This is a genomic window from Streptomyces sp. NPDC046727, assembly GCF_040645635.1.
Classification (GTDB): Bacteria; Actinomycetota; Actinomycetes; order Streptomycetales; family Streptomycetaceae; genus Streptomyces.
Genome location: NZ_JBEYYR010000043.1, coordinates 21,168 through 47,532, shown reverse-complemented (window position 1 = coordinate 47,532; position 26,365 = coordinate 21,168). Strand labels below are relative to the sequence as shown.

Sequence of the window (26,365 nt, the reverse complement as noted above, 5' to 3'; positions counted from 1 at the left end):
CCCCCCGACGGGGCCCTGTCCGGACCCGGTCTCATATGAGGCCAGCGGCGGCCCCGGGTCAAGACTCCGGAGCCCTCGTGTGCGGTGTGCGGCTCAGGAGGCCGGCGGCTGCTCCGCCGCCGGAACGCCCTGCACCGTCATCCGCGCGGACAGCGCGTGATTGAAGCGAGTGAGGAGCGTGCAGAACTGCTCACGCTCCTCCGGTGCCCAGTCGTGTGTCAGCTCGGCCATGAGCTGACGCCTGGAGGACCGCACCTCCTCCAGCCGGGCGCAGCCGCGCGGCGACAGCTGGAGCACCACCGCACGCCCGTCCTCCGGGTGCGAGGTGCGCTTGACGAGCCCGGTGTCGACCAGGGGCGCCACCTGCCGGGTCACCGTGGAGGAGTCGATGCCCATGCTCGCGGCGAGCGCCTTGACGCCCATCGGGCCTTCCTTGTCGAGCCGGTTGAGCAGCAGGTACGCGGCGCGGTCCATGGAGTTGCGCACCTGGCCGACGCCGCCGAGCCGCGTCTGTTCGGCACGGCGGGCGAACACCGCCACCTCGTGCTGGAGCGTGTCGAGAAGACCGGTGTCACCGACGGTCGTCATGTCCATCGACATTTCAGGTGTTGTGGGCATGGCCGGAGGCTCGCTTCATGAAGGCTGCTGGGTTGGGGGACAGGGTACGCGGCCCGGCGCCGGGCCGTACCGGCGCTGCGCAAACCGGTCTCGCTGCTTGGTCACACCCGTCGTACGCAAACGTGAACTGCGATGCTGGAGTCATGACCTACCGCACGGCTGACTCCTTGCGTTCCGTCACCCTCGACGATGTGCGCGGCGCCCAGAAGATGCTCTCGGGCGTGGCACGGGTGACGGCGATGGAGGGCAGCCGGCACCTGTCCCAACTGGTCGGCGCGCCAGTGCACTTCAAGTGCGAGAACCTCCAGCGGACCGGCTCGTTCAAGCTGCGCGGCGCCTATGTGCGCATCGCCGGGCTGCTGCCGGAGGAGCGGGCGGCCGGTGTGGTGGCCGCGAGCGCCGGCAACCACGCGCAGGGCGTGGCCCTCGCCTCCTCGCTGCTGGGCGTGCACGCGACGGTGTTCATGCCCAAGGGCGCCCCGCTGCCGAAGATCAGCGCGACCCGGGAGTACGGCGCCGAGGTGCGCCTGCACGGCCAGGTGGTCGACGAGACGCTGGCCGCCGCCGAGGAGTACGCGGCCGAGACGGGCGCGGTGTTCATCCACCCCTTCGACCACCCGGACGTGATCGCCGGCCAGGGCACGGTCGGACTGGAGATCCTGGAGCAGTGCCCGGAGGCGCGCACGGTCGTCGTCGGCATGGGCGGCGGCGGGCTCGCGGCCGGCATCGCGGTGGCGGTGAAGGCGATCCGGCCGGACGTCCGGATCGTAGGCGTACAGGCGGAGGGGGCCGCCTGTTACCCGCCCTCGCTAGCCGCCGGCCGCCCGGTCTCGCTGCGGAACCCGGCGACGATGGCCGACGGCATCAAGGTGGGGCGGCCGGGCGTGGTGCCGTTCGGGATCGTCGACGAGCTGGTCGACGAGGTGCGCACGGTCAGCGAGGACCAGCTGTCGGCGGCGCTGCTGCTCTGCCTGGAGCGGGCCAAGCTGGTCGTGGAGCCGGCCGGGGCGAGCCCGGTCGCCGCACTGCTGGCCGCGCCGGACGCCTTCGAGGGCCCGGTCGTCGCGGTGCTCTCCGGCGGCAACGTCGACCCGGTGCTGATGCAGCGTGTGCTGCGGCACGGCATGGCCGCGCAGGGCCGCTACCTGGCCGTGCGGCTGCGGCTGACGGACCGTCCGGGCGCGCTCGCCACGCTCCTCGGGGTGCTGTCGGAGGTCGACGCCAACGTGCTCGACGTGAGCCACGTGCGCACCGATCCCCGGCTCGGGCTGACGGAGGCCGAGGTGGAGCTGCACCTGGAGACGAAGGGCCCGGCGCACTGCACCGAGGTCGGCCAGGCCCTGCGGAACGCCGGCTACACGGTCATCGGCTGACACCCGGCGGGCCCGCCCCGGCGGCCCGCGCACCCTGTCACCACCCGTTCGGGTGAAGTGTATTGAGGGACGCGATACATCGCGTTATGGTTCTTGTGTGGGCGCCGGTCCGCCTGTCCGTGTCCGCGGAGGCGGGCGGGCGCACCTGTGAAAAGGGTGGGCGAAACCGGCGGACAAACCTAGCCTTTGCTCCGAATCCCTCTCCGAATCCCCGACGACGTGGAGACAGACATGCCAGGCGCCATCTACGCCGAAGGTCTGGTGAAGACCTTCGGCGACGTAAAGGCACTGGACGGCGTCGACCTCGATGTGCCCGAGGGCACGGTCCTCGGCCTGCTCGGGCCGAACGGCGCCGGCAAGACGACGACGGTCCGCTGCCTGACGACCCTGCTGCGCCCCGACAGCGGCAAGGCGGTCGTCGCCGGCGTGGACGTGCTGCGGCACCCCGATGCCGTGCGCCGCTCCATCGGCCTGTCCGGCCAGTTTGCGGCCGTCGACGAGTACCTGACCGGCCGGGAGAACCTGCAGATGGTCGGCCAGCTGTACCAGATGAGGGCGAAGGCGGCCAAGGCGCGCGCGGCGGAGCTGCTGGAGCGGTTCAACCTCGCGGACGCCGCCGACCGCCCCGCCAAGACCTACTCCGGAGGCATGCGCCGCCGGCTGGACCTCGCCGCGGCCCTCGTGGTCTCACCGCCGGTGATGTTCATGGACGAACCGACGACGGGCCTCGACCCGCGCAACCGCCTGCAGCTGTGGGAGGTCATCAAACAGCTCGTCTCCGGCGGTACGACGCTGCTGCTCACCACGCAGTATCTGGAAGAGGCCGACCACCTGGCCCACGACATCGCGGTCGTCGACCACGGCCGGGTCATCGCCAAGGGCACCTCCGACCAGCTCAAGGCCCGCACCGGCGGCGAGCGCGTCGAGGTCGTCGTGCACGAGCGGGACCACATCGCGACCGCCGTGGAGGTGCTCCGCGGCTTCAGCAAGGGCGAGACCACCGTCGAGGACCACACGCGGAGGCTCACGGTGCCCGTGACCGGCGGCGCCAAGCTGCTCGCCGAGATCATCCGCGAGCTGGACGTGCGCGGGATCGAGATAGACGACATCGGGCTGCGCCGCCCCACCCTCGACGACGTCTTCCTGTCCCTGACGGGGCACATGGCGCAGACCGCCGACCAGGACGAGCAGACCGGCAAGGAGACCGTGAAATGAACGCCGTCACCGAGGCCGTGCCCGCCGCGGCTCCCGGCAACCCCTTCGGCCGGTCCGTCCGCGACTCGCTGATCGTCGCCAAGCGCAATCTGATCCGCATGTCCAGGATCCCGGAGATGCTGATCTTCGGGCTGATCCAGCCGATCATGTTCGTGGTGCTGTTCACCTACGTGTTCGGCGGCTCCATGAAGATCGGCAGCAGCACCAGCGCACTCGACTACAAGAACTTCCTGATGGCCGGCATCTTCGCGCAGACCGTCACGTTCGCCACCGCAAGCTCCGGCGCCGGTATCGCCGACGACATGCACAAGGGCCTCGTCGACCGCTTCCGCTCGCTGCCCATGGCCCGCGGCGCGGTGCTGACCGGCCGCACGCTCGCCGACCTGGTGCAGACGGCGCTCACCCTGCTGGTCCTAGCCGTGGTCGCGGTGCTGGTCGGCTGGCGCGTCGGCTCCGACGGCGACACCAACGCCGGCAAGGTCCTGGCCGCGTTCGGCCTGCTCCTCCTGCTCGGGTACGCGTTCACCTGGATCGGCGCACTGATCGGCCTCGCCGTACGGACCCCGGAGGCGGCCACCTCCGGCGGGCTCGTCTGGCTCTTCCCGGTGACCTTCATCTCCAACGCGTTCGTGGACACCGGCAACATGACGCCGTGGCTGCGGCACGTCGCCGAGTGGAACCCGTTCAGCGCCACCGTCCAGGCGGCCCGCGTGCTGTTCGCCAACCCCGGGCAGTCCACCTCGGGCGCCTGGCCGATGGAGCATCCGGTCTGGGCCTCGTTGATCTACTCGGCCCTGATCATCGTGGTCTTCCGCACCCTCGCGGTGCGCAGGTACCGCTCCGCGACCGCATGACGGCCGTGGGCGGCACGGCCGCGGGCAAGACGAAGCCCCCGGCGGCCCTGAGGGCCGCCGGGGGCCTGGAACGAAGCGGAGACCGGGGTCAGCCCGCGTAGGGCTCGGCCTTCAGGATCCGCACGGAAGCCTTCTTGCCGTTCGGCAGCTCGTACTCCGCGTCCTCGCCGACCTTGTGGCCGATGACGCCCGCGCCCAACGGGGACTGCGGGGAGTACGTCTCGATGTCGGCGCTCGCGTACTCGCGCGAGGCGAGCAGGAACGTCAGCGTGTCGTCCTCGTCACCGTCGAAGGCGATCGTGACGACCATGCCCGGCGCGACGGCACCGTCCGCGGAGGCCGGAGCTTCGCCCACCTTGGCGTTCTCCAGCAGCTGGGTCAGCTGGCGCACACGCAGCTCCTGCTTGCCCTGCTCCTCCTTGGCCGCGTGGTACCCGCCGTTCTCGCGCAGGTCGCCCTCCTCGCGCGCAGCCGCGATCTTGGCGGCGATCTCCGTGCGCGCAGGACCAGTAAGGTACTCAAGCTCGTCCTTGAGCTTGTTGTACGCCTCCTGGGTCAGCCAGGTGACGTTCTCGCTGGTCTGGGTCACAGGGTGCTCCTCGTCGGTACTGGGAATACAAAGCATCGCCCTCCCCAGAAGAATGTTCCCTCACGGAAGGGCGAAACCACGAGCCTAACAATTCACGGGCGGAAGGGGGAGGACATAAGCCATCAGATTCACATCAACGCAGGTCGGGCCCTACGCATTCCGGGTGAGACCGGTGAGTCCCCGCCCGTCGTCAGTCGGCGTGGCAGCCCAGCAGCTGGGCCGTGGTGCCCTTGGCCGTCGTACGGAGCGTGACGACCTGGTCGATCCGCGTGTCCGGTCCGGAGAAGCGGAAGTCGGCCCGGCCCACCTCGGCGCCGTCGGCCGACTGGGACCGCACGGTGCAGTAACCGGAGGCGCCGGAGTCCTTGCGGACCTCCAGATGGACCTTCACCGCGTCGTCCGATGCCTGGAAGGTGATGACCTCGGCGCTGATCTCGTTCTGCGCGACGTAGTGGTAGGCGAAATAGCCGATCAGTGCGAGCAGGGCCGCGCCCAGCACCGAACCGGCGATCCTGAGCTTGCGGTCGGCGCGCTCGTCCGAGGAGCGGCCGTAGCGGCCCTCGGGCAGCCGCGTGCTCGCGGTACTCATGATCATCCTCTCCGCGGAATTATTCGCCCCCCGATTCGGTCACTATAGAAGCCGCCGAACGCACCCCAAGACGCGGGGCGCCGACCTACCAAGGATTGAGTCTTGACTGACCAGCTGCGATTGATGGCCGTTCACGCGCACCCCGACGACGAGTCGAGCAAGGGCGCGGCCACCATGGCGAAGTACGTGTCCGAGGGGGTGGACGTGCTGGTGGTGACCTGCACCGGCGGAGAGCGCGGGTCCATCCTCAATCCGAAGCTGCAGGGCGACAAGTACATCGAGGAGAACATCCACGAGGTCCGCCGCAAGGAGATGGACGAGGCCCGGGAGATCCTCGGCGTCGGCCAGGAGTGGCTCGGCTTCGTCGACTCCGGCCTCCCGGAGGGCGATCCGCTGCCGCCGCTGCCCGAGGGCTGCTTCGCCCTGGAGGACGTCGACAAGGCGGCCGGTGAGCTGGTGCGGAAGATCCGCTCCTTCCGCCCGCAGGTGATCACCACCTACGACGAGAACGGCGGCTACCCGCACCCCGACCACATCATGACGCACAAGATCTCCATGGTGGCGTTCGAGGGCGCGGCGGACACCGAGAAGTACCCCGAGGCGGAGTACGGCCCCGCCTACCAGCCGCTGAAGCTCTACTACAACCAGGGCTTCAACCGCCCCCGCACCGAGGCGCTGCACCAGGCCATGCTCGACCGCGGCCTGGAGTCGCCGTACGGGGAGTGGCTCAAGCGGTGGAACGAGATCTCGCGCACCGAGCGCACGCTGACCACGCACATCCCGTGCGCGGACTTCTTCGAGATCCGTGACAAGGCGCTGATCGCCCACGCCACGCAGATCGACCCGGACGGCGGCTGGTTCAAGGTGCCGCTGGAGCTCCAGAAGGAGGTCTGGCCCACGGAGGAGTACGAGCTGGCGAAGTCGCTCGTGGACACTTCCCTCCCCGAGGACGACCTCTTCGCGGGCATCCGGGACAATGCCTGACATGAGCGCAAGCGTGAGCCTGGCAGTGACGCATCTCGTTCCCCTCGCCAAGGAGGTCGACGAGAACAAGGTCACCCCCGGCGTCCTCGGCTTCATCGTCTTCGCGGTGATGGCCTTGGCCGTGTGGGGTCTGATGAAGTCGATGAGCAAGCACATGCAGAAGGTCGACTTCAAGGAGTCCCCGGACGCCGGGACGGAGCCGGCCGGCAAGAAGGCCGACTCCGCGGCGCGTCAGGGCTGACGGCCCCAGGGTCACCGTCCCGCCGGTACCGCCACCCCCATCACCTCCCGGGCGTGGCGGTCCGGAGTCATGCGCAGCCGCCAGGCCTGCCAGCCGGCCTCCAGCTGGACACCCCGCTCCAGCAGCAGGGCGTACGCCGAGACGTAGTCGCCCAGCTTGTCGTCCCGCAGCGGATGTGCGGCACGGGCCAGCTGGGCCAGTTCCTCCTGCGCGACCGCGGTGCCCACATCCACTCCGCCGGGCGCCGCGTACGGCAGCAGGGTGCAGCGCAGGAAGCGGGCCCAGTCCTCGCCGCGCCGGTCGCCGTAGGACGTGAACAGGGTGAGCGCCTCGTCGCACAGCGCCAGCGCCTGCTGCGTCCGCGCGTTGCCCGCGTCCACCACGGCCAGCTCCAGGCAGGTCCACGCCTCGCCGTGGGCGACACCGATCCGCTGGAAGTCGGCGCGCGCGTCCACCAGGAGCTGGCGGGCGAAGCCGGAGTTGCGCAGCGAACCGGTCTGCGCGGCCCGCTGGTCCCGGGTCGCCCGCGCCGAGTGGTGCCGGGCGCACGCCAGCCCGTACACGTCCCGCATCCGGGAGAACATCGTCCGGGACCGCTCCAGGTCGCGGACCGCCTGATCCAGATCGCCGGTCTCCTCCAGCGCCTGCCCCAGGTAGTACAGCGTCCACGCCTCACCGCGCGCGTCCTCGTTGTCCCGGTGCCGGGCCATCGCCCGGCGCAGGCTCTCCACGGCGGCGGAGGCGTCGCCGGCCACCAGCCGGGCCCGGGCCAGCTGGGTCAGCGCCCACGCCTCACCGCGCGCGTCGCGCGTCCGGCCGTACCGCTCCAGGGCGGCCCGCAGCTCCGTCTCCGCGCGCGGTACGTCCCCCAGGCGCAGCGCCAGCTGGCCCAGCTGGAAGTGCGCCCAGGCCTCGCCGTGCAGCGAGCCGCCCTCGCGGTGCAGGACCAGGGAGCGGGTGAGCAGGTCCAGCGCCTCCGCCAGCAGGGCCCGGTCCCGCTGGACCGCCGCCAGCGCGTGCATCGTCCACGCCCGGTCCGTCGCCAGCTCCGGCGCCGCCTGCAGATCCAGCGCCTCCTGCAGCTTGGCCGCCGCCTCCGGGAGGTTGCCCTGGTGGTGCAGCGTGATCCCGAGCGAGCACAGCGCGCGGGCCGCACCCGCGTCGTGGTGCGCCTCCCGGTACAGATCCACGACCGACGCCAGCGTGGTCCGCGCCTTGTCCAGCTCGCCCAGCTGCCGGGCCGCGATACCGGTGCGCCACTGCACCGAGCGCACCAGCAGCCCCTGGTCCACCGACTGCGCCAGCTCACTGATCTCACCCAGCCGGTACAGGTCACCGCGCAGCAGGCAGTAGTCGCACAGCGCGCCGAGCAGGTTCAGCACGGCCGCCTGGTCCACCCCCTCGGCGTGCCGCAGGGCCGCCGTGATGAAGCTGGACTCGTCGTCCAGCCAGCGCAGCGCCTCGTCCAGCGAGGGGAAGCCGTGCGAACCGAACTGGTTCGACCGCGTCGACATGTTCCCGTCCACCAGGCGCAGCACCGAGTCGGCCAGCTCCGCGTAGTTCACGATCAGCCGTTCCTGCGCCGCCGCCCGCTCGGCCGGGTCCTCCTCGTCCAGCAGCCGGGCGCGCGCGAAGGCCCGCACCAGGTCGTGCAGCCGGTAGCGGCTGCCGCGCACATGGTCGATCAGCCCGGCCCGGGCGAGCGCCACCAGATGCCGCGTCGCCTCGGCCTCGTCCGTCGCGAGCAGCGAGGCGGCAGCCGCCGCGCCCAGCGAGGCACGCCCCGCCAGGGCGAGCCGGCGCAGCAGCCGGCGGGTGGGCTCCGGCTGGTCGGTGTAACGCAGCCACAACGCCCGCTCCACCGGCTCCACCGGGCCGTACGCGCCCAGGTCCGTGGCCAGCTGCCGCGGTGAGCGCGGACCGAGTGCCGAACCCGCGATCCGCAGCGCCAGCGGCAGACCCCCGCACAGCTGCCGGACCCGGTCGGCGGACTCGGCGTCGTACGTCCCGCCCGTCTCCCGCCGCCCCCCTTCCAAGGAAGTCGCTTCGCTCCCTTGCCCATGAGCGTCCTCGGCCGCCGCGGCCAGCAGCTCCTCGGCGCCCGCCGCGTCCAGCGCCCGCACCGGCAGCTCGTGCACCCATGCCGCCAGATCGGCGGGCAGGGCGAGGGGTGCCCGGCCGGTCACCAGCACCAGGCTGTCGGAACGCTCCGGCACCAGGGCGCGCACCTGCTCCGGGTCCGAGGCGTCGTCCAGCACGATCGTCACCGGCAGACCGGTCAGATGCCGGTGATACAGCTCGCCGAGCCGCTTGACCTGCTGGTCGGGGGAGGAACGCTCACGGAACAGCAGCTGCTCCCGCGGCGCGCCCAGCCGGTTGAGCAGGTGCAGCAGAGCGTCCCGGGTGGACAGCGGCGCCTCCTCCCGGCCGCCGCCGCGCAGGTTCACCACCACCGCGCCCCGGAAGTGGTCCCGCAGCTCGTGCGCCGCACGCACCGCGAGCGTGGTCCGGCCGGAGCCGGGCTCGCCGTGCAGCACGACCACCGTCGGCCGGGTCTCGGTGGCCGCGCGGGCCGCCTGCGCCCACTGCCTGATCCGCCCCAGCTCCGCCCGGCGCCCCGCGAACGGGCCGTCGGCGTCCGGAAGCTGCCCGAACGACTGCTCCAGCACCGAGCGCCTGCGGGCCGCCGCGCTCTTGTCCGTGCCGCGCAGCGCCGGGCCCCCGGCCTTCTTCGCGCCGGTGGAGGCGCTGAGCACCCGCTGCTGGTCGAGGAACGGGCGGATGCCCCGCACATCCAGCGCGGTCAGCCACTGCAGCCGCAGCTGCTCGGGGCCGCCGGGCTGGCCGGCCGCGCCCGCGCGGTGGTGCGCGGCGGGCAGATGCGCACCGGCCACCTTCACCACCGTGGCCGCCGCACCCACCGCGGCCGCGGTCACCCCCGCGCCTAGGGCCGTGCCGGTGCCGGTACCGAGGGTCAGGTCGGCCACGGCGGCGGCGACGGCGGCAACGGCCGCCACCAGCAGGGCCGTTCCGGCGCCCGCGCGCGCATACCGCTGCCCGAAGGTCAGCCGCCCGGCATCCGCCTCGTCCAGTGCGCGCGTATAGGCCTCGTACTCCTCGCCGGCCGCCCCCGCCATCGCGTCCAGCGCACCGCGCGCCCGCGACAGCAGCACCTGCCCGTCGATCCGCCCGCCCGAGCGCCGTACCTCCTCCTCCACGGCCCGCACCAGCAACTGCTCGGCCTCCGCCCGATGGCCGTCCCGCATGTCCCGTCCCCCTCCGGCGGCAACTCCCTTGCGTACGAGTGTCCTTCGGGGGAGGCGGCAGCGCGAGGGGGTGACGATCGCCGGGATGTGCGGGAAGTGTGCCCGGACCGCGCCTACGAGGACTCCACGCGCCCGCGTCCCTTGGCCAACGCCAACGCCACGCACACCCCCGCCACCACCCCCTCCGCCACCGCGCAGCAGAGCGCTTGGAGCAGCGCGTTGCCGCTGTGGGCCGTCGTTATGTCGAACCAGGCGTCCAGCACCGCCACGCTCGCCGTCGCCGAGGCCGTGAGACGGCAGCGGGCGTCACCGCGCAGGCCCAGTAAGGCCGTTGTCGCGCACCCCGTGGCCAGGAGGACGTCCAGGCCTATCCAGGCCAGCGACCAGTGGTGGACGCGTGTCGTGCCGGGCAGGGTGACCGCCAGCACCGCCATCCACGGCACCAGCAGCACCGCTGCCGCCCCCAGCAGGACCAGCGTCCACTTCCTCCCCTTCCGCACCCCTCATGCCCCCTTCTCGCCGGCTCGCCCGGCGTTCCGATGCCACTGCCTCCACCGTAGACCGCAGAGAATTCTCTGCAAAGAAAGTTCGGCAGACATCAGGGACGGCTCAGGGACGTGTCAGGGCGCCTCAGGGTTACCGTGGCCGCATGACCGACGGCCTGCCCGAGATGACCAGCCTGGAGCGCACCGCTCTCTACAAGTCCCTCGGCAATCCCCTGCGCCGCCGGATCCTCGACTACCTCGGCCGGCACGGCGAGGCGAACTCCACCGTGCTCGCCCGCGAACTCGGCGAGAGCTCCGGCACCACCAGCTACCACCTGCGCAAGCTCGCCGAGCAGAAGCTCATCGAGGAGATCCCGGAGAAGTCCGGCGGCCGGGAGCGCTGGTGGCGGGTGCTGCCCTTCCGGCACACCACGCCCGACCCCGCCTCCATGGCCCCGGAGGAGTACGCGGCAGCCGCCGAGCTGGCCCATCTGAAGATCGAGTTCGACACCGCCCTCTACCGCCGGGCCCATCAGGAGTACCGGGGCCCGGAGGGCTGGGCCCAGGTCCAGCGCCACGGCTCCTGGATGACCAAGGAGGAACTCCTCGACTTCATGCGTGAGTACCACGCGCTGCTCGACCGTTACGGCCATCCACGCGAGGAGGCCCCGGACGGGGCGCGCCCTGTGCTGATGCGCTTCTACGCCGTCCCCGAGCCCGCGCAGGAGCGGAACGGCGAACCGGCGGGCTGAGCGCCTCCCCGGGCCCGCTCCCCTTGTCGCCCCCCGTCCGCTCCGCGTGGCACTTCCCGGCTAGGGGGCGGTGTTGGCGCAGACGGCGAAGAGCTGCACCGTGATCGGGCCGACGTTGCTGTTGTCGATGCGCACGCGCCAGGCGGTGCCGTTCGCTGTGGGTGAGGAGGTCCGGGCATCGACCGAGTTGGCTGCTGTCGCGCCCTCGGTGTCATACCCTCCGCCCAGTACGTGCTTCGTGCCCGGGCAGGGCAGTTGGTAGTCGCTCAGGCTGGATCCGGGTTGCACCTGGGTGCTGGTGACCACCTGGTAACCGCTGACCGGTCGAGGTGGCGGCTGTGCCTGGGCGTCAGTCGCCCAAGTGACCACCGTCAGCATGGCGCCCGCAAGCGTCACGGCGGCTTTCCTTCGCTTCATGCTCAGCGCTCCTGTCATGTCTTCGAGGACGGCCTCACCTCACTACTGCCTCGATGACCATCGACAGATCGCCATATGATCAAAAAAGCACTCATTGGGAGCACGGATCCGCTTGGGGTCGTGCTTGCGTCGTGGGAGCATGCAGGCATGAACCGACTCGCTCACGCGCAGTCGCCCTATCTGCTCCAGCACGCCTCCAACCCGGTGGATTGGTGGCCATGGGGAGAGGAGGCGATGACGGAAGCTAAGCGACGGGACGTTCCCATCCTGCTGTCGGTGGGATATGCGTCCTGTCACTTATGTTTCCGGTAATTCACTGGTGTCACGTCATGGCCCACGAGTCCTTCGAGGACCAGGCCACGGCCGACTACCTCAACGAGCACTTCGTCAGCGTCAAGGTCGACCGTGAGGAGCGGCCGGACGTGGACGCCGTCTACATGGAGGCCGTTCAGGCGGCCACCGGGCAGGGCGGCTGGCCCATGACGGTCTTCCTCACCCCGGACGCGGAGCCGTTCTACTTCGGTACGTACTTCCCGCCCGCCCCGCGGCACGGGATGCCTTCCTTCCGGCAGGTGCTGGAGGGCGTCCAGCAGGCCTGGAGCACCCGGCGCGACGAGGTCGGCGAGGTCGCCGGGAAGATCGTGCGCGATCTCGCGCAGCGGGAGATCAGCCACCAGGCCGCCGAGGCGCCCGGCGAGCAGGAGCTGGCGCAGGCCCTCCTCGGGCTCACCCGCGAGTACGACCCGCAGCGCGGCGGCTTCGGCGGCGCGCCCAAGTTCCCGCCGTCCATGGTGCTGGAGTTCCTGCTGCGGCATCACGCGCGGACCGGCGCCGAGGGCGCGTTGCAGATGGCGCGGGACACCTGTGAGCGGATGGCGCGGGGCGGGATCTACGACCAGCTCGGCGGCGGGTTCGCCCGGTACTCCGTGGACCGCGACTGGGTCGTGCCGCATTTCGAGAAGATGCTGTACGACAACGCCCTGCTGTGCCGGGTGTACGCCCACCTGTGGCGGGCCACCGGCTCGGACCTGGCCCGGCGGGTCGCGCTGGAGACCGCCGACTTCATGGTCCGCGAACTGCGCACGGACGAGGGCGGGTTCGCCTCCGCCCTCGACGCCGACAGCGACGACGGCAGCGGGCGGCACGTGGAAGGGGCGTACTACGTGTGGACGCCCGAGCAACTGCGTGACGTACTCGGCGACGACGCCGGACTCGCCGCCCAGTACTTCGGCGTGACCGACGAGGGCACCTTCGAGCACGGGCAGTCGGTCCTCCAGCTTCCGCAGACGGAAGGCGTGTTCGACGCCGAGAAGGTGGCCTCCGTCAAGAGCCGGCTGCTGGAGAAGCGGGCCGAGCGGCCGGCGCCCGGACGGGACGACAAGGTCGTCGCCGCCTGGAACGGGCTGGCCGTCGCGGCGCTCGCCGAGACCGGCGCCTACTTCGGCCGGCCCGATCTGACCGAGGCCGCCATCGGCGCCGCCGACCTGCTCGTCCGCGTCCACCTGGACGACCGCGCCCGGCTCGCCCGCACCAGCAAGGACGGCCGCGTCGGCCCCAACGCGGGCGTACTGGAGGACTACGCCGACGTCGCCGAGGGCTTCCTCGCGCTCGCCTCGGTGACCGGCGAGGGCGTCTGGCTCGACTTCGCCGGACTGCTCCTCGACCATGTCCTCGCCCGCTTCACCGACCCGGAGACCGGTGCCCTGTACGACACCGCCTCCGACGCCGAGCGGCTCATCCGCCGGCCCCAGGACCCCACCGACAACGCCGTCCCCTCCGGCTGGACCGCCGCGGCCGGCGCGCTGCTGAGCTACGCCGCCCACACCGGCTCGGAATCCCACCGCACCGCCGCCGAGCGGGCGTTGGGCGTCGTGAAGACGCTCGGGCCGCGCGTGCCCCGGTTCATCGGGTGGGGGCTGGCCGCCGCCGAGGCGCTGCTCGACGGGCCGCGCGAGGTGGCCGTCGTCGGACCGGCCCTCGCCGATGAGCGGACGGCCGCCCTGCACCGTACGGCACTGCTGGGCGCCGCCCCGGGTGCCGTCGTCGCCTGCGGCACCCCGGACAGCGACGAGTTCCCGCTCCTCGCCGGCCGCACGCTCGTCGGGGGCGCACCGACCGCGTACGTCTGCCGTGGCTTCGTCTGCGATCTGCCGGTGACGGACCCGGCGGCCCTGGAGGCGAGCCTCGCCGCCCCCTGAGCCGCCGGACCGGAGCAGACCGTCAGCCCAGCGGATCCGGAACCGGTTCCGGAACCGGTTCGGTCGCGCCCGGCACGGCCACCGGAGCCGTCGCCCGGCCGCGCAGCCGCCGGTACAGCCAGCGGTCCACGACCAGGAAGCGGGCCGTGAACACGATCGCCATGCTGAGCGCGGTCGCGGGCAGCGCCGTCATGCCCGCGCCCGCGATGAGCAGCGCGGCGAGCGGGATCCGGGCCACCAGGTCGGCGTTGCCGACGGCCGCGAAGGTGAGCAGCCGTACCGTACGCCGGTGGTGGCGCCGCTGGTTGCGGTAGACGAAGGAGTCGATCAGGGCGAAGTTCCACAGCAGCCCCGCCTGGTTGGCGATGATCTCGGCGGGCGCGTACGGCAGCTCGGGGGACGCCACGGTCAGCAGCCACAGCAGGGCGAGGTTGGGGACGAAGCCGGACAGGCCGATCAGCCCGAAGACGACCGCGCGGGCCCGGGGATCGGCGGTGCGCAGGGTGATCAGATGGCGCAGGAAGCGCATGCCCTCCTTCGCCGTGGACTTGGACGCGCCCGCGTGCCGCTCACCGAAGGCGTACGGCACCTCGGCGACCCCGCGCGGCCGGCACCGTACGGCCAGTTCCAGCAGGATCTTGTAGCCGAGCGGCTGCAGGCCCTCGTCCTCGCGGGCGGCCCGGTCCACCGCCGTACGGCGGACGGCGAAGAAGCCACTCATCGGGTCGGTGAGCCCGCTCAGGGCGCGCGGGAACAGGGACTTGGCCAGCAGCGTCGAGGAGCGGGAGACCAGCTTCCGGTAGCCGCCGGCCAGGCCGCCGTGGTCACCGCCGGCGGCGTAGCGGCTGGCCACGACCAGTTCCGCGCCGGTGGACTCGCCCCGCCCGATCAGCTCGAAGACCAGCTCCGGCGGGTGCTGGAGGTCGGCGTCGATGACGACGATCCAGGGTGCCGTGGCGCGGGCGAAGCCCTCCACCACCGCACCGCCCAGGCCGCCGGCCGGCTCGGTCCGGTGGTGCAGGACGACGGGAAAGGGGCAGTGCGCCGCCTCCTCCTCGATGACCGCGCAGGTGTGGTCGGTGGAGTCGTCGGCGAAGACCACCTCGGCGCGGACGCCGTCCGGGACGGCGGCGGCGATCCGGGTGAGCAGCGCGTGGATGTTGTCGGCCTCGTTGAACGTCGGGACGACGATCGAGACGTGGGCGGGCAGCGCCGTCACCGGACCTCCTGGGGCTGCGGGGTCTGCACCGGCAGATGGGCGCCGACGTGGGAGGTCAGCTCCCAGTCGTGCCGCCCGGTGTACTCGCGCCACACGGCGCGCAGCGCGGCGGCGGCCAGCACGACCGCGTACACCGGCCCGCCGGCGATGAGCTTGACGTAGTGCCGGAAGCCGATGCGGAAGCCGTACTCCTTGCCGAAGTCGTGCAGTGCGACGGCCTCGAAGACCACCATCGCAGCCATCGGGATCATCGGCAGCCAGGCGAACAGCGAGAACGGCAGCGGTACGCCCCCGATCAGCGCCGCCAGGATGCCGAGCGGGATCATCACGCCGGTCGCGGCCTGCACGAACGGGGTGCTCAGGGTGTAGCGGGCGAGCAGCCGCTGGCCGACGCCGGGCAGCCGGCGCCACTCGCCCTTGCGCAGCACCTGGAGGAAGCCCTGGTTCCAGCGGGTGCGCTGCTTGTAGAGGCCCTTGAGGGAGTCGGGTGTCTCCTCTCTGGTGACGAGCGCGGAGTGGTAGGCGACGACGACCTTGGCGCCGCCGCTGGACAGCCGTACGCCCAGGTCGCAGTCCTCGGCCAGGCAGTTGCCGTCCCAGCCGCCGGTGGCCCGCAGCAGCTCGGAGCGGACGAAGACGGTGTTGCCGCCGAGCGGGATGAAGCCCTTGCGGGCGTGCAGGTGCAGCCGGCTGCGGAACCAGAAGAAGTACTCCAGGCAGTTGCGCAGGCTGTACCAGCTGCTCTCGTAGTTGATCAGCTGTACGCCGCCCTGGACGACGTCGGCGTTCTCGCGCCGGAAGGCGAAGTCGACGTGGTCGAGCAGCTCGGGGTGGACGACGTCCTCGGCGTCGAAGACCCCGATGACCTGGCCGCGGGCGTGCGGCAGCGCGGTGTTGAGGGCACGCGGCTTGTTCTTCACCTTGTGGGTGTCGACGACCGTGCGTACCTTCTCGGGGTGTTCCTGGGCGAGTTGCCCCGCGATGGCGGCGGTGCCCGGGTCGTCGTGGCCGACGATCACCAGGATCTCGTAGGACGGATGGTCGATGCGGAGCATCTGCTCGACGGTGTGCCGCAGGACGGCCTCCTCGTGCCGGGCGGGGACCAGCAGCGAGAAGGACAGGCCGGGTTCGCCGTCGGGCTCGGCGAACGCCGTGGACTCGAGCGTCTCCGGGGTGCGCCAGGCGTGGAGCATCCACCACAGCGTGACGCCGGCGGCCACCATCAGAACGACGGAATCGATGAACAGGACAGCGGAGACCACGAATTCCCCCCTCGGTTCCCTGGTCTTCCTCGTGCTCGCGCAGCGGAACGCGATCGTTCGGGCCCCTCTCAACCCCCCGGTTCCCCCCGGGCCCGTCGGTCGTGCTTACCCCCGGTGTTCCCGGAGGATTTCCTGCATGGCCGGAACGTGATCGGAAAACGATCGCGGCGAGCTTTCCAGCGAAAGTAGCAGGTTCACCATTTCTCCGGCAATGTGGCTGCCGCGCACGAGCGGAATTTTATGTTCCGCACATCTGGGTGGTCGACCTGTGCCATGATGCTGCGGCCTGCCCGATTTCCAGGGGGTTCGAGGGGGAGTCTCTGGAGGGGGAGTCGGGCCATAAGTGGGGGTGGGGGATTCCGCATGGGGACTGCCGTTGTTCTCCGGCCGACGGCCGGGAATTCACAACAGGACCGGCCCGCGGCACGCCGCACATTGTTTCGCAAGGATTATCTCTGGGTTGCGCCGGTAATCATCATCGCGCTCGTGGTACGCGCGCGGGGAATCGGGAAATACCCGTTTCCCAATGACGACGAGGGCACCTATCTCGCACAGGCCTGGGCCGTCCGGCACGGGGCACTCGCGCACTACACCTACTGGTACGACCACCCGCCGCTCGGCTGGATACAGCTCTCCTCGGTCTCCTGGCTGACCGACCTGCTCCTGCCCGACCTGCCCACCTTCGTCCAGGGCCGGATCGCCATGCTCCCGGTGGCCGCCGTGACCTGCGTCCTCGTCCACGTCGTCGGCCGCCGGCTCGGCCTCGCCCGGCCCACCGCCGCCGGCGCCGCCCTGCTGTACGCGCTGTCGCCGCTCGCCGTGGTTCTGGACCGGCAGATCTACCTGGACAACTTCGCCGTCCTGTGGGCGCTGGCCGCGTTCGCCTTCGCCCTGTCGCCGCGCCGCCACCTCTGGCACCACGTCGCGGCCGGCATGTCCTTCGCGTTCGCCGTGCTCTCCAAGGAGACCATCGGCGTGCTGCTGCCGGTGCTGCTGGTGGCCATGTGGCAGGGCAGCCACTCCAGCACCCGCAAGTTCTCCCTGGCCGGCTTCTTCTCCGGGTTCGTGCTGACCGGCCTGTTCTATCCGCTGTACGCCCTGCTCAAGGGCGAGCTGCTGCCCGGCGCCGGCCATGTCTCGCTGCTCGGCACGCTCAAGTTCCAGCTCGGCGGGCGCGAGGGCAGCGGCTCCGCCTTCCAGACCGGCACCGACGCCCACCAGCTCTTCGCGGACTGGCTCACCCGCGACCCGTACCTGACCGTCGGCGGCGCGGTGGCCGCGCTGTGCGCGCTGCCGGTGCGCCGGCTGCGGCCCGCCGCCCTCGGCGTCCTGGTGCTCGCCCTGGTCGCGCTCCGGCCCGGCGGATACCTGCCGCAGATGTACATCGTGCAGGTGCTGCCCTTCCTCGCGCTGACCCTCGCCGGACTCGCCCAGGTCCTGATCGAGCGGCTGCCCGGCCGGCCCCGGCTGCGGGCCACCGCCGCCCTCGCCGCGATCGCCGCCGCCGCGGTGGCCGCCGGCCCCACCTGGTACCACCAGGACCGGCTGGCCACCACCGCCGACGACAACCGCGTCTACCGCGAGGCCGCCCGCTGGCTGCGCGACACGGACACCGGCGACCGCGACAAGGTCCGCCTGGTCACCGACGGCGTGCTCTGGCTGGACGCGGTCGACGCCGGATACCGGCCCGGCACCGGCGTCATCTGGCACTACAAGCTGGACCAGGACCCGGCCGTCACCAAGACGCTGCCGCACGGCTGGCGGGACATCGACTACGTGGTGTCCACTCCCGCCCTGCGCGGCGAGCGTGCGCATCTGCCCACGCTGCGCGCCCTGTTCGCGCACGGCACTCCGGTCGCCACCTTCGGGGAGGGCGGCGGCCGGATCGACATCCTCCGGATCGGCCGCGCCGGCTGATCCGGAAGGACGCCCGCACCGCCCGTTCCGGCTGATCCGGAAGGCCGCCACCGATCAAGGGGGGACCCGCCATGCCGTACACCGTCATGCCCAACCGCCCGCGCACGCCGTACCGCTCGGGCAGACCGTCCAGAGCCCGGCCGTCCAGAACCCGGTTGCTGCTGACCGCCCTGCTGCTGTTCGGCGCGGCGGTCGGCCTCGGCCCGCTCGGCGCGCAGAGCGCCACCGCCGCGAGCAACCTGGTGAAGAACCCGGGCCTGGAGGTCCTCGACGGGCCGTCCCAGTTCCCGCAGTGCTTCGAGAAGTCCGGCTGGGGCGACAACGACTTCTCCTTCACCGTCACCGACGACGCCCACAGCGGCAGCCGCGCCGTCCGCATCCAGCTGACCCGGCGCGCCGACGGCGACCGCAAGACGATGATGCTGGAGAACTCCTGCGCCCCGCAGGTCACGCCCGACCACCAGTACGACCTGTCGTTCTGGTACAGGTCCAGCACCCCGAACGTGGCGTTCACCCTGTTCCGGCACGACACCGCCCAGGGCTGGGTCTACTGGACCGACCTGAAGACCCTGCCCCAGTCCGCCGGCTGGACCCGCACCGAGGTGCGCACCCCGGTCATCCCGCCGAACACCGACCGGATCACCTGGGGCGGCGCCCTCTACGGCGTCGGCACCCTCACCACCGACGACTACGCGATGACCGACGCCACCGTCCTCGCCGGGCCGGACCCCTGTACGACAGGTGGCACCGGGCCGGAGTGCCGGGGCAAGTGGACCGTGCAGTCCGTCAACTCGCCGGTGCGCGCCATCCACTCGGTGCTGCTGCACACCGGCAAGGTGCTGCTGATCGCCGGCTCCGGAAACGACCGGAACGCGTTCGCCGCCGGCACCTTCAAGACCAGCCTGTTCGACCCGGCGACCGGCACCTACACCGACATCCCGACCCCGGAGGACTTCTTCTGCGCCGGGCACGTCCAGCTCCCGGACGGCCGGGTGCTGGTGGTCGGCGGCAACAAGGACTACGCCGCCCCGGACGGCAGCGTCGGCTACAAGGGCCTGAGGACCAGCTACGTCTTCGATCCGGCGCAGAACAAGTACATCAAGGTCAACGACCTGCTGGCCGGGCACTGGTACCCGTCCGCCACCGAGATGGGCAACGGTGACGTCATCGCGCTCGGCGGCCTCGGCGAGGACTCCGCCGGCACGGTCGTCAACGAGCACTTCTCCTACGCCCAGAACAAGTGGCTGCCGATGGGCGAGGCCAAGCAGGCCTGGTCCTTCTGGGGCCTGTACCCGTCGATGATCCTGCTCCAGGACGGCCGCCTCTTCTACACCGGCAGCCATGTCTTCGGCGGCGGCCTGCCCGGCACCGGCGCCTCCGTCTACGACTACAACGCCGGGACCATCAGCGAGGTGCCCGGACTGCGCAGGAAGGACGAGCGCGACCAGTCCATGTCGGTGCTGCTGCCCCCCGCCCAGGACCAGAAGGTCCTCACCATGGGCGGCGGCAACCACACCGTCTCGCCGGACGCCCACCGGCTGACCGACCTGATCGACATGAAGGCCGCCTTTCCGGGTTACGTGCCCGGCCCCGACCTGCCGCAGGGCCACTACACCGACGGCAGCCCGCAGACCGGCGCCCAGGGCAAGGTCTACGTCTCCGCGGTGATCCTGCCCGACGGCAAGGTCCTGGAGACCGGCGGCGCCCTGCACACCTACCGCGAGGACCCCGTCTTCGAGGCCTCCCTGTACGACCCGGCGACCAACACCTTCCAGGCCGGCCTGGACACCGACCCGGTCCCGCGGACCTACCACTCCTCGTCCACGCTGCTGCCGGACGGCCGGGTGCTCAGCATCGGCAACAACCCCGGTGACGGCTCCTTCGACCAGCGCGTGTCGATCTACCAGCCGCCGTACCTGTTCAAGGGCGACCGGCCGCAGATCACCTCGCTCGCGAGCACCCGCTGGACGTACGGCACCGCGCAGCGCATCACCGTCGACAAGCCGGTGGTGAAGGCATCGCTCATCCGCCCGGCCGCCGTCACCCACTCCTCCGACCCCAACCAGCGCTACGTCGACCTGCCGATGACCGTCGACGGCAACACCATCGACCTCAGCCTGACCAGCAATCCGAACCTGGCGCCGCCCGGCTGGTACATGCTGTCGGTGGTCGACGCGAACGGGGTCCCGTCGGTGTCCAAGTGGGTGCGCGTCGGCTCCGAGGGCCAGATCGCCGCGGCCCGTGTGCAGTCCTTCGCCGACGAACTCAAGGCGAGCGCCACCCAGGAGAGCACACACGAACACCACCACGGCGTGAAGATGGCCGAGGGCTACGACGGCTGCGACCACGCCTACGGCCGGATCAACCAGTGCGTGCCGTGGACGTTCCCGAAGACGAAGCAGGCCGACCGGTGCGCCTGGCTCCTCGCCAAGGGCTACGGCCGCCTTGAGGTACACGGCCGCGACCGGCACCACCTGGACCGCAACAGGGACGGCATCGCCTGCGGGAAGGGAGACCTGACGAGGCGTTAGCGCTGCCTCAGGGCGCGCTCCACGATGGCTTCGAGCTGGTCGTGGTGCGCGCCCTTCCAGTACGCCCGGCCGCAGGTCGTGCACTGGGCGAAGACGTCGTACGAGCGTTGGGTGCCGCCCTTGAGCCGGTCGGCCAGCTCCTCCTTGGTGGCTTCCTTCAGGAGGCCGTTGCAGGCGGTGCAGCGGGTCCAGGGGTGGAGGTCGGGGGCGAAGCGGTCGAGGACGTCGTGGAGCTGGTCGTCGGGGCGGGTGCTGTAGACGAACGCGCCGGCCCACAGTTCGCGGCGGCGCAGCAGGCCCCGGTCGCGGCTGAGCATCACCCGCTTCTCGGCCGCGGAGCGGGCGGCCAGCGCCGGGTCGCCGATGTCCGTCGACTCGTACGCCGTGTCCACGCCGAGCAGCCGCAGCCGGCGGGCCAGCGTCCCGAGGTGGACGTCGAGGAGGAAGCGCAGCGGCGCGCCGGGCACCCGTTGGGGGCGCTCCACCGGCCGGACGACGACCCGCTCGGCCGCCGCCGGGATGTGCGAGGGCGGGACTGTGCGGCCGTCCACGACCAGGGCGCCGACCTCGGTGAGCGGGACCCCGAGGGACTCGATGACATGACCGAGGGTCGAGACGCCGTCCGTGGCCAGGGGTGTGGCCCCGCCGCGGCGGGCGGCCGGCACGAACAGGTGGAGTTCGGAGGCGACTTCGACGTGGATCTCGGTTCCGTTCACCCCGTCAGCATCGCACGCCACGCCGGCCCGGCCTCAGCGGTTTTCCCGGGGCAGGCCGTGCTGCAGGACGTCCAGGGTGCGGTCGACCAGGGCCGCGAAGTCGTCCTGGTGGCCGTGCTCCGCCCAGTACAGGGAGGTCTCCATGAGGCCGCCGATCAGGGACATGGCGTAGACCCGCACCTCCAGGCTCTCCGGGTCGCGGCCGGTGCGCTCGCCGATGGCCTGGCAGAGCATGCGGCCGGTGACCGACATGCTCTCCATCATGCGCGAGCGCACCGCGGGGACCTGCACCATCAGGTGCGTGCGCAGCCGGGAGACCCGCGCGTCCTCCTCCACGCCGAGCTGGACGGCCCGCCGCAGCACGTAGCGGATGGTCTCCGGCCACGGCTCCTCCAGGGGCCGCTGCCTGATCTCCTCCAGGATGAGCGGGTCGTACTCGTCCGTGAGGACGATGTCCTCCTTGGTCGGGAAGTACCGGAAGACGGTCGACGGCGACACCTCGGCGCGGTCGGCGATCTGGTCGATCGTCGTGGCGTCGTAGCCCTGCTCCTCGATCAGCGCGTACGTCGCCGCGCGGATCGCCTCCCGGGTCTTGATCTTCTTGCGTTCCCGCAGGCCCAGGCGGGGGCCGTCGGAGGATGAGGCGGTGGGGGAGTGTGCGGCCGTCATGCCGGTCATTGTCCGGTATCCGTGGCGGCGGCGGCCACGGCCGGCCCCTCCTTCCGTCCGGCGTGCCGCGCGACCGGTGTGTTCGGCAGCAGCAGCGCGGCGAGCAGGGCGGCGGCGAGGGAGGCGACGGCACACACCAGCAGCACCAGGGTCATGCCGTGCACGTACGAGGCGTTCGCCGAGGCCGTGAGGTGCGCGGAGTGGGTCCTCGCGGCGACCAGACGGGCGGCGACGACGGACTCCCCGGCGGTGTGCGCGGCGCCGGCGGGCAGCCCGGCCACGTCGAGCCGGTCAGCGGAAGGCTCCGGCGAGCAGGCTGCCGAGCAGGGCGATGCCGATGGCGCCGCCGACCTGGCGGAGGGTCATGAGCAGCCCGGATCCTCCCCCACTTGCCGAAAGGCGTGGGGGGACCCCCAGCCGGCCCGGTCGGCGGGCAGGGTGCCGAGAGCGCCGTCCATGGCCGGGACCACCGCGAAGCCGAAGCCGATGCCCGTGACCGACAGCCACAGCGCGGTGAAGCCGTAGCCCGAGTCCGTCGTCGTACGGCTGCCCAGCAGGGCGGCGAAGGCGAGCACCACCAGGCCGGCGGTGACCACGGCCCGCGCCCCGAACCGGGCGACCACCGGCTGGGCGCCCCGCGCGGCGACCATCAGTCCGCCCATCATCGGCAGCAGCCTGAGGCCGGTGCCGAAAACATCACCAGGGCCGCGGCGACGGTGTTGAGCAGGAAGCCGCGCCGGGCGAGCAGCGTCATGTCGAGCATGGGGCGGGTGGCGCGGCGTTCGCGCAGCACCAGCGCGGTGAGCAGCACGGCGGACGCGGCGAGGATCGACAGCACCAGAGGGTCGCCCCAGCCGCGGTCGGGCGCCTCGATGATCGCGTAGATGAGGGCGCCGAGGCCGGTCGCGGTGAGCGCGGTGGAGAGGACGTCGACCTTCGGGGAGGCCGGGTCGCAGGTCTCGGGGAGGAAGAGGCAGGCGGCGATGCCGATCGCGGCCATCGGGAGGTTGATCAGGAAGACCGAGCCCCACCAGAAGTGGTTCAGCAGCCAGCCGCCGATGATCGGGCCGAGCGGCATGCCGAGCGCGGAGGCGGCGGAGATCAGGCCGACGGCCTTGGTGCGCTCGTCCGGGCCGAACAGCGAGGGCAGCACGGACAGGGCGAGCGGCATGATCAGCGCCGCGCCCACACCCATGACCGCGCGGGCGGCGGTCACGGCGTTCACCTCGCCGGCCGGCGAGCCGAGCAGCGAGCCCGCCAGGAAGACGCCGAGCCCGGCGACGAGCATCCGGCGGCGCCCGAACCGGTCGCCGAGCAGTCCGGCCGGGAGCATCGGCGCGGCGAAGACGACGACGTAGGCGTCCGCCATCCTCCCCCAGTGCTAAACGCCTGGGGGCACCCCCAGCTGCTGGCCGGTGGTGGCACCGAGCTGCTCCGCCATGGTCGGCAGGGCCACGTTGAGGATCGCCGAGTCGAAGCCGTCCATGAAATGAGAGTAACCCTCAAAATCTTGGGACTGTCAATGGAGAGGTTGTGTCGAGGTATATGAAAACGGCCACGGCTCGGGTGAGCCGTGGCCGGAAGGGCGGATGGGGGCTATGCGTGCTGGTAGGCCACCAGCGAGATGCCGACGTAGTGGACGACGAACGCGGCGAGGGTGAGGGAGTGGAAGACCTCGTGGAAGCCGAACCAGCGCGGTGACGGGTTCGGGCGCTTGATGCCGTAGATCACGCCGCCGGCGCTGTAGAGCAGCCCGCCGACGACCACCAGGACCAGGACGGCGATGCCGCCGGTGCGCAGGAAGTCGGGCAGGAAGAAGACGGCCGCCCAGCCCATCGCGATGTAGCAGGGCGTGTAGAGCCAGCGCGGGGCGCCGACCCAGAAGACGCGGAAGACGATGCCGGCCGCCGCGGCCGCCCAGATGCCCCACAGCAGCCACTGGCCCTTCGCGCCCGGCAGGAGCAGCAGGGTCAGCGGGGTGTAGGTGCCCGCGATGATCAGGAAGATGTTGGCGTGGTCGAGGCGGCGCAGCACGCCGTCCATCCGTGGGCTCCAGTTGCCCCGGTGGTACAGCGCGCTGACGCCGAAGAGCAGGCAGGCCGTCAGGACGTAGACACCGCAGGCGATACGGCCCCGGGACGAGTCGGCGAGGGCGGTGAGCACCAGGCCCGCGATGAGTACGGCCGGGAACATGCCGAGGTGCAGCCAGCCGCGGAGTCGGGGCTTGACCGGATGCGGCAAGGAGAGCGCGACGGGACCGCGGCCGGCGGCCGGCGTGTCCTTGGGCGCGTCGGGGACGGACGCAGTCATGGGCCGCATGGTACCTACGCCGTCGTAAGTCGCCCATCAGTGCACGGTCGGCGAAGCCCGCCGGGCAAAAAGTCCTTCACCTGAACCCAACGTGGACGCAAAGAGTCATGGACATCGTGGGATTCCTCACGCTGCTCACCTGTGATGCCCTCTGGACAGATGGGCACTAGACTCGGATGATCAAATGAGTGCGGTCGGCACCGGATGAGCAGCTACGAAGCGTCCGGGTCGCGGCCCCCACGGGGCGAACAACACAAAAATCCCTCATTTAGGAGCAATCGTGGCGCGCGATATCGCGGCTCCCACCGTCGTCCCCACCAACCACCAGGAACTGATCTCTTGGGTCAACGAGATCGCTGAACTGACGCAGCCGGACAGCGTGGTCTGGTGTGACGGCTCCGAGGCCGAGTACGAGCGACTGAGCGAGGAACTGGTCGCGAAGGGAACGTTCAAGAAGCTCGACCCGATCAAGCGCCCGCACTCCTACTACGCCGCCTCCGACCCGACCGACGTCGCCCGCGTCGAGGACCGGACCTTCATCTGCTCCGAGAAGGAGGAGGACGCCGGCCCGACCAACCACTGGAAGGCCCCCGCCGAGATGCGGGAGATCTTCTCCGGTGAGAAGGGCCTGTTCCGCGGCTCGATGAAGGGCCGGACGATGTACGTCGTCCCGTTCTGCATGGGCCCGCTCGGCTCCCCGCTGTCCGCGATCGGCGTGGAGATCACCGACTCCGCCTACGTCGCCGTCTCCATGCGCACGATGACGCGCATGGGCCAGGCCGTCCTGGACGAGCTGGGCGACGAGGGCTTCTTCGTCAAGGCCGTCCACACGCTCGGCGCCCCGCTGGAGCCCGGCCAGGAGGACGTCCCCTGGCCCTGCAACCAGACCAAGTACATCTCGCACTTCCCGGAGAGCCGCGAGATCTGGTCCTACGGCTCCGGCTACGGCGGCAACGCCCTGCTCGGCAAGAAGTGCTACGCCCTGCGCATCGCCTCCGTCATGGCCCGCGACGAGGGCTGGCTGGCCGAGCACATGCTGATCCTCAAGCTCACCCCGCCGCAGGGCGAGTCCAAGTACGTCGCCGCCGCCTTCCCGTCCGCCTGCGGCAAGACCAACCTCGCCATGCTGGAGCCCACGATCTCCGGCTGGACGGTGGAGACCATCGGCGACGACATCGCCTGGATGCGGTTCGGCGAGGACGGCCGGCTGTACGCCATCAACCCCGAGGCCGGCTTCTTCGGTGTCGCGCCCGGCACCGGTGAGGACACCAACGCCAACGCGATGAAGACCCTGTGGGGCAACGCGGTCTTCACCAACGTCGCGCTCACCGACGACGGCGACGTGTGGTGGGAGGGCATGACCGAGGAGGCGCCCGCCCACCTGACCGACTGGAAGGGCAACGACTGGACGCCCGCGTCCGGGACGCCCGCCGCCCACCCCAACGCCCGCTTCACCGTCCCCGCCTCGCAGTGCCCGATCATCGCGCCCGAGTGGGAGGACCCGAAGGGCGTGCCGATCTCGGCGATCCTCTTCGGCGGCCGCCGCGCCAGCGCGGTGCCGCTGGTGACGGAGTCCTTCGACTGGAACCACGGCGTCTTCCTCGGCGCCAACGTGGCCTCCGAGAAGACCGCCGCCGCCGAGGGCAAGGTCGGCGAGCTGCGCCGCGACCCGTTCGCGATGCTGCCGTTCTGCGGCTACAACATGGGCGACTACATGGCCCACTGGGTCGAGGTCGCCAAGGGCAGGGACCAGTCCAAGCTGCCGAAGATCTACTACGTCAACTGGTTCCGCAAGAACGACGAGGGCAAGTTCGTCTGGCCCGGCTTCGGCGAGAACTCCCGCGTCCTGAAGTGGATCGTGGAGCGCCTGGACGGCAAGGCCGAGGGCGTCGAGACCCCCATCGGCATCCTTCCGACCAAGGCGGCCCTGGACACCGACGGCCTCGAACTGGCCGACTCGGACCTGGACTTCCTCCTCACGGTCGACAAGGAGATCTGGCGCGAGGAAGCCGCCCTGGTCCCCGAGCACCTCGACACCTTCGGCGACCACACCCCGAAGGAGCTGTGGGACCAGTACCGGGCGCTGGTGGAGCGCCTGGGCTGAGGCCCGCCCAAGACTCCACGGCCGGCCTGGATGTGCCCTGACCAGCGATCGTCACG

Annotated in this window: 20 protein-coding genes and 2 pseudogenes; 10 read left to right on the top strand and 12 right to left on the bottom strand. The window is 71.2% G+C overall.

Annotated features, from left to right (window positions below; all coding sequences use genetic code 11):
- Positions 1-93 precede the first annotated feature (93 nt).
- A complete protein-coding gene (locus ABZ937_RS36215; protein ID WP_361698481.1) occupies positions 94-600 on the bottom strand; it encodes a MarR family transcriptional regulator in 507 nt (168 codons plus the stop codon).
- Positions 601-761: 161 nt separating this feature from the next.
- On the opposite strand from ABZ937_RS36215, the gene ilvA reads away from it, so the two are divergent.
- The 3 genes from ilvA (at position 762) to ABZ937_RS36200 (ending at position 4,060) form a co-directional block, all read left to right on the top strand.
- Complete coding sequence (ilvA, locus tag ABZ937_RS36210) at positions 762-1,991, top strand: threonine ammonia-lyase (protein ID WP_361698415.1); 1,230 nt, start codon at positions 762-764, stop codon at positions 1,989-1,991.
- Between the two features lie 231 nt (positions 1,992-2,222).
- Entirely contained in the window at positions 2,223-3,206 is a 984-nt protein-coding gene (locus ABZ937_RS36205; RefSeq protein WP_361698413.1) for an ATP-binding cassette domain-containing protein, read from the top strand.
- Positions 3,203-4,060 carry an ABC transporter permease gene (locus tag ABZ937_RS36200; protein WP_361698411.1) on the top strand — a complete coding sequence of 286 codons (858 nt, stop codon included), beginning with the start codon at positions 3,203-3,205 and terminating at the stop codon, positions 4,058-4,060. Before ABZ937_RS36205 ends, ABZ937_RS36200 begins: the two co-directional genes overlap by 4 nt.
- A gap of 88 nt (positions 4,061-4,148) precedes the next feature.
- Here ABZ937_RS36200 and greA read toward each other — a convergent pair whose 3' ends face one another.
- Both greA and ABZ937_RS36190 read right to left on the bottom strand, forming a co-directional pair.
- A complete protein-coding gene (greA, locus tag ABZ937_RS36195; RefSeq protein WP_361698409.1) occupies positions 4,149-4,649 on the bottom strand; it encodes a transcription elongation factor GreA in 501 nt (166 codons plus the stop codon).
- Between the two features lie 190 nt (positions 4,650-4,839).
- Complete coding sequence (locus ABZ937_RS36190) at positions 4,840-5,238, bottom strand: DUF4307 domain-containing protein (RefSeq protein ID WP_361698407.1); 399 nt, start codon at positions 5,236-5,238, stop codon at positions 4,840-4,842.
- Between the two features lie 123 nt (positions 5,239-5,361).
- Here ABZ937_RS36190 and mca point away from each other — a divergent pair, with 123 nt between their 5' ends.
- Positions 5,362-6,222, top strand: a complete 861-nt coding sequence (gene mca, locus ABZ937_RS36185) for a mycothiol conjugate amidase Mca (RefSeq protein WP_361698479.1) — start codon at positions 5,362-5,364, stop codon at positions 6,220-6,222.
- A complete protein-coding gene (locus ABZ937_RS36180; RefSeq protein ID WP_361698405.1) occupies positions 6,215-6,463 on the top strand; it encodes a hypothetical protein in 249 nt (82 codons plus the stop codon). The genes mca and ABZ937_RS36180 overlap by 8 nt, the downstream gene beginning before the upstream one ends.
- A gap of 11 nt (positions 6,464-6,474) precedes the next feature.
- Here ABZ937_RS36180 and ABZ937_RS36175 read toward each other — a convergent pair whose 3' ends face one another.
- Both ABZ937_RS36175 and ABZ937_RS36170 read right to left on the bottom strand, forming a co-directional pair.
- Complete coding sequence (locus tag ABZ937_RS36175) at positions 6,475-9,729, bottom strand: tetratricopeptide repeat protein (protein ID WP_361698403.1); 3,255 nt, start codon at positions 9,727-9,729, stop codon at positions 6,475-6,477.
- Positions 9,730-9,842: 113 nt separating this feature from the next.
- Positions 9,843-10,229 carry a hypothetical protein gene (locus ABZ937_RS36170; protein WP_361698401.1) on the bottom strand — a complete coding sequence of 129 codons (387 nt, stop codon included), beginning with the start codon at positions 10,227-10,229 and terminating at the stop codon, positions 9,843-9,845.
- A 149-nt stretch (positions 10,230-10,378) separates the two neighbouring features.
- Between ABZ937_RS36170 and ABZ937_RS36165 the strand changes: the two genes are divergently transcribed.
- A complete protein-coding gene (locus ABZ937_RS36165) occupies positions 10,379-10,966 on the top strand; it encodes a helix-turn-helix domain-containing protein (protein WP_361698399.1) in 588 nt (195 codons plus the stop codon).
- A 60-nt stretch (positions 10,967-11,026) separates the two neighbouring features.
- On the opposite strand, the gene ABZ937_RS36160 is transcribed toward ABZ937_RS36165, so the two are convergent.
- Positions 11,027-11,383, bottom strand: a complete 357-nt coding sequence (locus ABZ937_RS36160; RefSeq protein WP_361698397.1) for a hypothetical protein — start codon at positions 11,381-11,383, stop codon at positions 11,027-11,029.
- 147 nt (positions 11,384-11,530) lie between these two features.
- On the opposite strand from ABZ937_RS36160, the pseudogene ABZ937_RS36155 reads away from it, so the two are divergent.
- Positions 11,531-13,581 (top strand): annotated as a pseudogene (locus tag ABZ937_RS36155) (thioredoxin domain-containing protein).
- A gap of 22 nt (positions 13,582-13,603) precedes the next feature.
- Here ABZ937_RS36155 and ABZ937_RS36150 read toward each other — a convergent pair.
- Complete coding sequence (locus tag ABZ937_RS36150) at positions 13,604-14,800, bottom strand: glycosyltransferase family 2 protein (RefSeq protein WP_361698395.1); 1,197 nt, start codon at positions 14,798-14,800, stop codon at positions 13,604-13,606.
- Positions 14,797-16,023: a glycosyltransferase family 2 protein gene (locus ABZ937_RS36145; protein ID WP_361698477.1), complete on the bottom strand. Its 1,227-nt coding sequence runs from the start codon at positions 16,021-16,023 to the stop codon at positions 14,797-14,799. The genes ABZ937_RS36150 and ABZ937_RS36145 overlap by 4 nt, the downstream gene beginning before the upstream one ends.
- Positions 16,024-16,548: 525 nt before the next feature.
- On the opposite strand from ABZ937_RS36145, the gene ABZ937_RS36140 reads away from it, so the two are divergent.
- Complete coding sequence (locus ABZ937_RS36140) at positions 16,549-17,979, top strand: glycosyltransferase family 39 protein (RefSeq protein ID WP_361698393.1); 1,431 nt, start codon at positions 16,549-16,551, stop codon at positions 17,977-17,979.
- 71 nt (positions 17,980-18,050) lie between these two features.
- Positions 18,051-20,510 carry a galactose oxidase early set domain-containing protein gene (locus ABZ937_RS36135; protein ID WP_361698391.1) on the top strand — a complete coding sequence of 820 codons (2,460 nt, stop codon included), beginning with the start codon at positions 18,051-18,053 and terminating at the stop codon, positions 20,508-20,510.
- Here ABZ937_RS36135 and ABZ937_RS36130 read toward each other — a convergent pair.
- The 4 genes and pseudogenes from ABZ937_RS36130 to ABZ937_RS36115 form a co-directional block, all read right to left on the bottom strand.
- Positions 20,507-21,226 carry a Mut7-C RNAse domain-containing protein gene (locus tag ABZ937_RS36130; RefSeq protein ID WP_361698389.1) on the bottom strand — a complete coding sequence of 240 codons (720 nt, stop codon included), beginning with the start codon at positions 21,224-21,226 and terminating at the stop codon, positions 20,507-20,509. The two genes, ABZ937_RS36135 and ABZ937_RS36130, sit on opposite strands and share 4 nt — an antisense overlap.
- Before the next feature lie 33 nt (positions 21,227-21,259).
- A complete protein-coding gene (locus ABZ937_RS36125) occupies positions 21,260-21,904 on the bottom strand; it encodes a TetR family transcriptional regulator (RefSeq protein ID WP_361698387.1) in 645 nt (214 codons plus the stop codon).
- Positions 21,901-23,381: pseudogene (locus ABZ937_RS36120) on the bottom strand (MFS transporter). The gene ABZ937_RS36125 and the pseudogene ABZ937_RS36120 overlap by 4 nt, the downstream one beginning before the upstream one ends.
- A gap of 110 nt (positions 23,382-23,491) precedes the next feature.
- Entirely contained in the window at positions 23,492-24,205 is a 714-nt protein-coding gene (locus ABZ937_RS36115) for a hemolysin III family protein (RefSeq protein ID WP_361698385.1), read from the bottom strand.
- 280 nt (positions 24,206-24,485) lie between these two features.
- On the opposite strand from ABZ937_RS36115, the gene ABZ937_RS36110 reads away from it, so the two are divergent.
- Positions 24,486-26,309 (top strand): phosphoenolpyruvate carboxykinase (GTP), encoded by a 1,824-nt coding sequence (locus ABZ937_RS36110; protein ID WP_361698383.1) that lies wholly within the window; start codon positions 24,486-24,488, stop codon positions 26,307-26,309.
- Positions 26,310-26,365: the final 56 nt, after the last annotated feature.

What these genes read in the sequence shown, in the direction of transcription:
- ABZ937_RS36215 (WP_361698481.1), bottom strand. Translation starts at nt 600, where the DNA reads ATGTCGATGGACATGACGACCGTCGGTGACACCGGTCTTCTCGACACG.
- ilvA (WP_361698415.1), top strand. Translation starts at nt 762, where the DNA reads ATGACCTACCGCACGGCTGACTCCTTGCGTTCCGTCACCCTCGACGAT.
- ABZ937_RS36205 (WP_361698413.1), top strand. Translation starts at nt 2,223, where the DNA reads ATGCCAGGCGCCATCTACGCCGAAGGTCTGGTGAAGACCTTCGGCGAC.
- ABZ937_RS36200 (WP_361698411.1), top strand. Translation starts at nt 3,203, where the DNA reads ATGAACGCCGTCACCGAGGCCGTGCCCGCCGCGGCTCCCGGCAACCCC.
- ABZ937_RS36190 (WP_361698407.1), bottom strand. Translation starts at nt 5,238, where the DNA reads ATGAGTACCGCGAGCACGCGGCTGCCCGAGGGCCGCTACGGCCGCTCC.
- mca (WP_361698479.1), top strand. Translation starts at nt 5,362, where the DNA reads ATGGCCGTTCACGCGCACCCCGACGACGAGTCGAGCAAGGGCGCGGCC.
- ABZ937_RS36180 (WP_361698405.1), top strand. Translation starts at nt 6,215, where the DNA reads ATGCCTGACATGAGCGCAAGCGTGAGCCTGGCAGTGACGCATCTCGTT.
- ABZ937_RS36175 (WP_361698403.1), bottom strand. Translation starts at nt 9,729, where the DNA reads ATGCGGGACGGCCATCGGGCGGAGGCCGAGCAGTTGCTGGTGCGGGCC.
- ABZ937_RS36165 (WP_361698399.1), top strand. Translation starts at nt 10,379, where the DNA reads ATGACCGACGGCCTGCCCGAGATGACCAGCCTGGAGCGCACCGCTCTC.
- ABZ937_RS36160 (WP_361698397.1), bottom strand. Translation starts at nt 11,383, where the DNA reads ATGAAGCGAAGGAAAGCCGCCGTGACGCTTGCGGGCGCCATGCTGACG.
- ABZ937_RS36145 (WP_361698477.1), bottom strand. Translation starts at nt 16,023, where the DNA reads ATGGTGGCCGCCGGCGTCACGCTGTGGTGGATGCTCCACGCCTGGCGC.
- ABZ937_RS36135 (WP_361698391.1), top strand. Translation starts at nt 18,051, where the DNA reads ATGCCGTACACCGTCATGCCCAACCGCCCGCGCACGCCGTACCGCTCG.
- ABZ937_RS36125 (WP_361698387.1), bottom strand. Translation starts at nt 21,904, where the DNA reads ATGACCGGCATGACGGCCGCACACTCCCCCACCGCCTCATCCTCCGAC.
- ABZ937_RS36115 (WP_361698385.1), bottom strand. Translation starts at nt 24,205, where the DNA reads ATGACTGCGTCCGTCCCCGACGCGCCCAAGGACACGCCGGCCGCCGGC.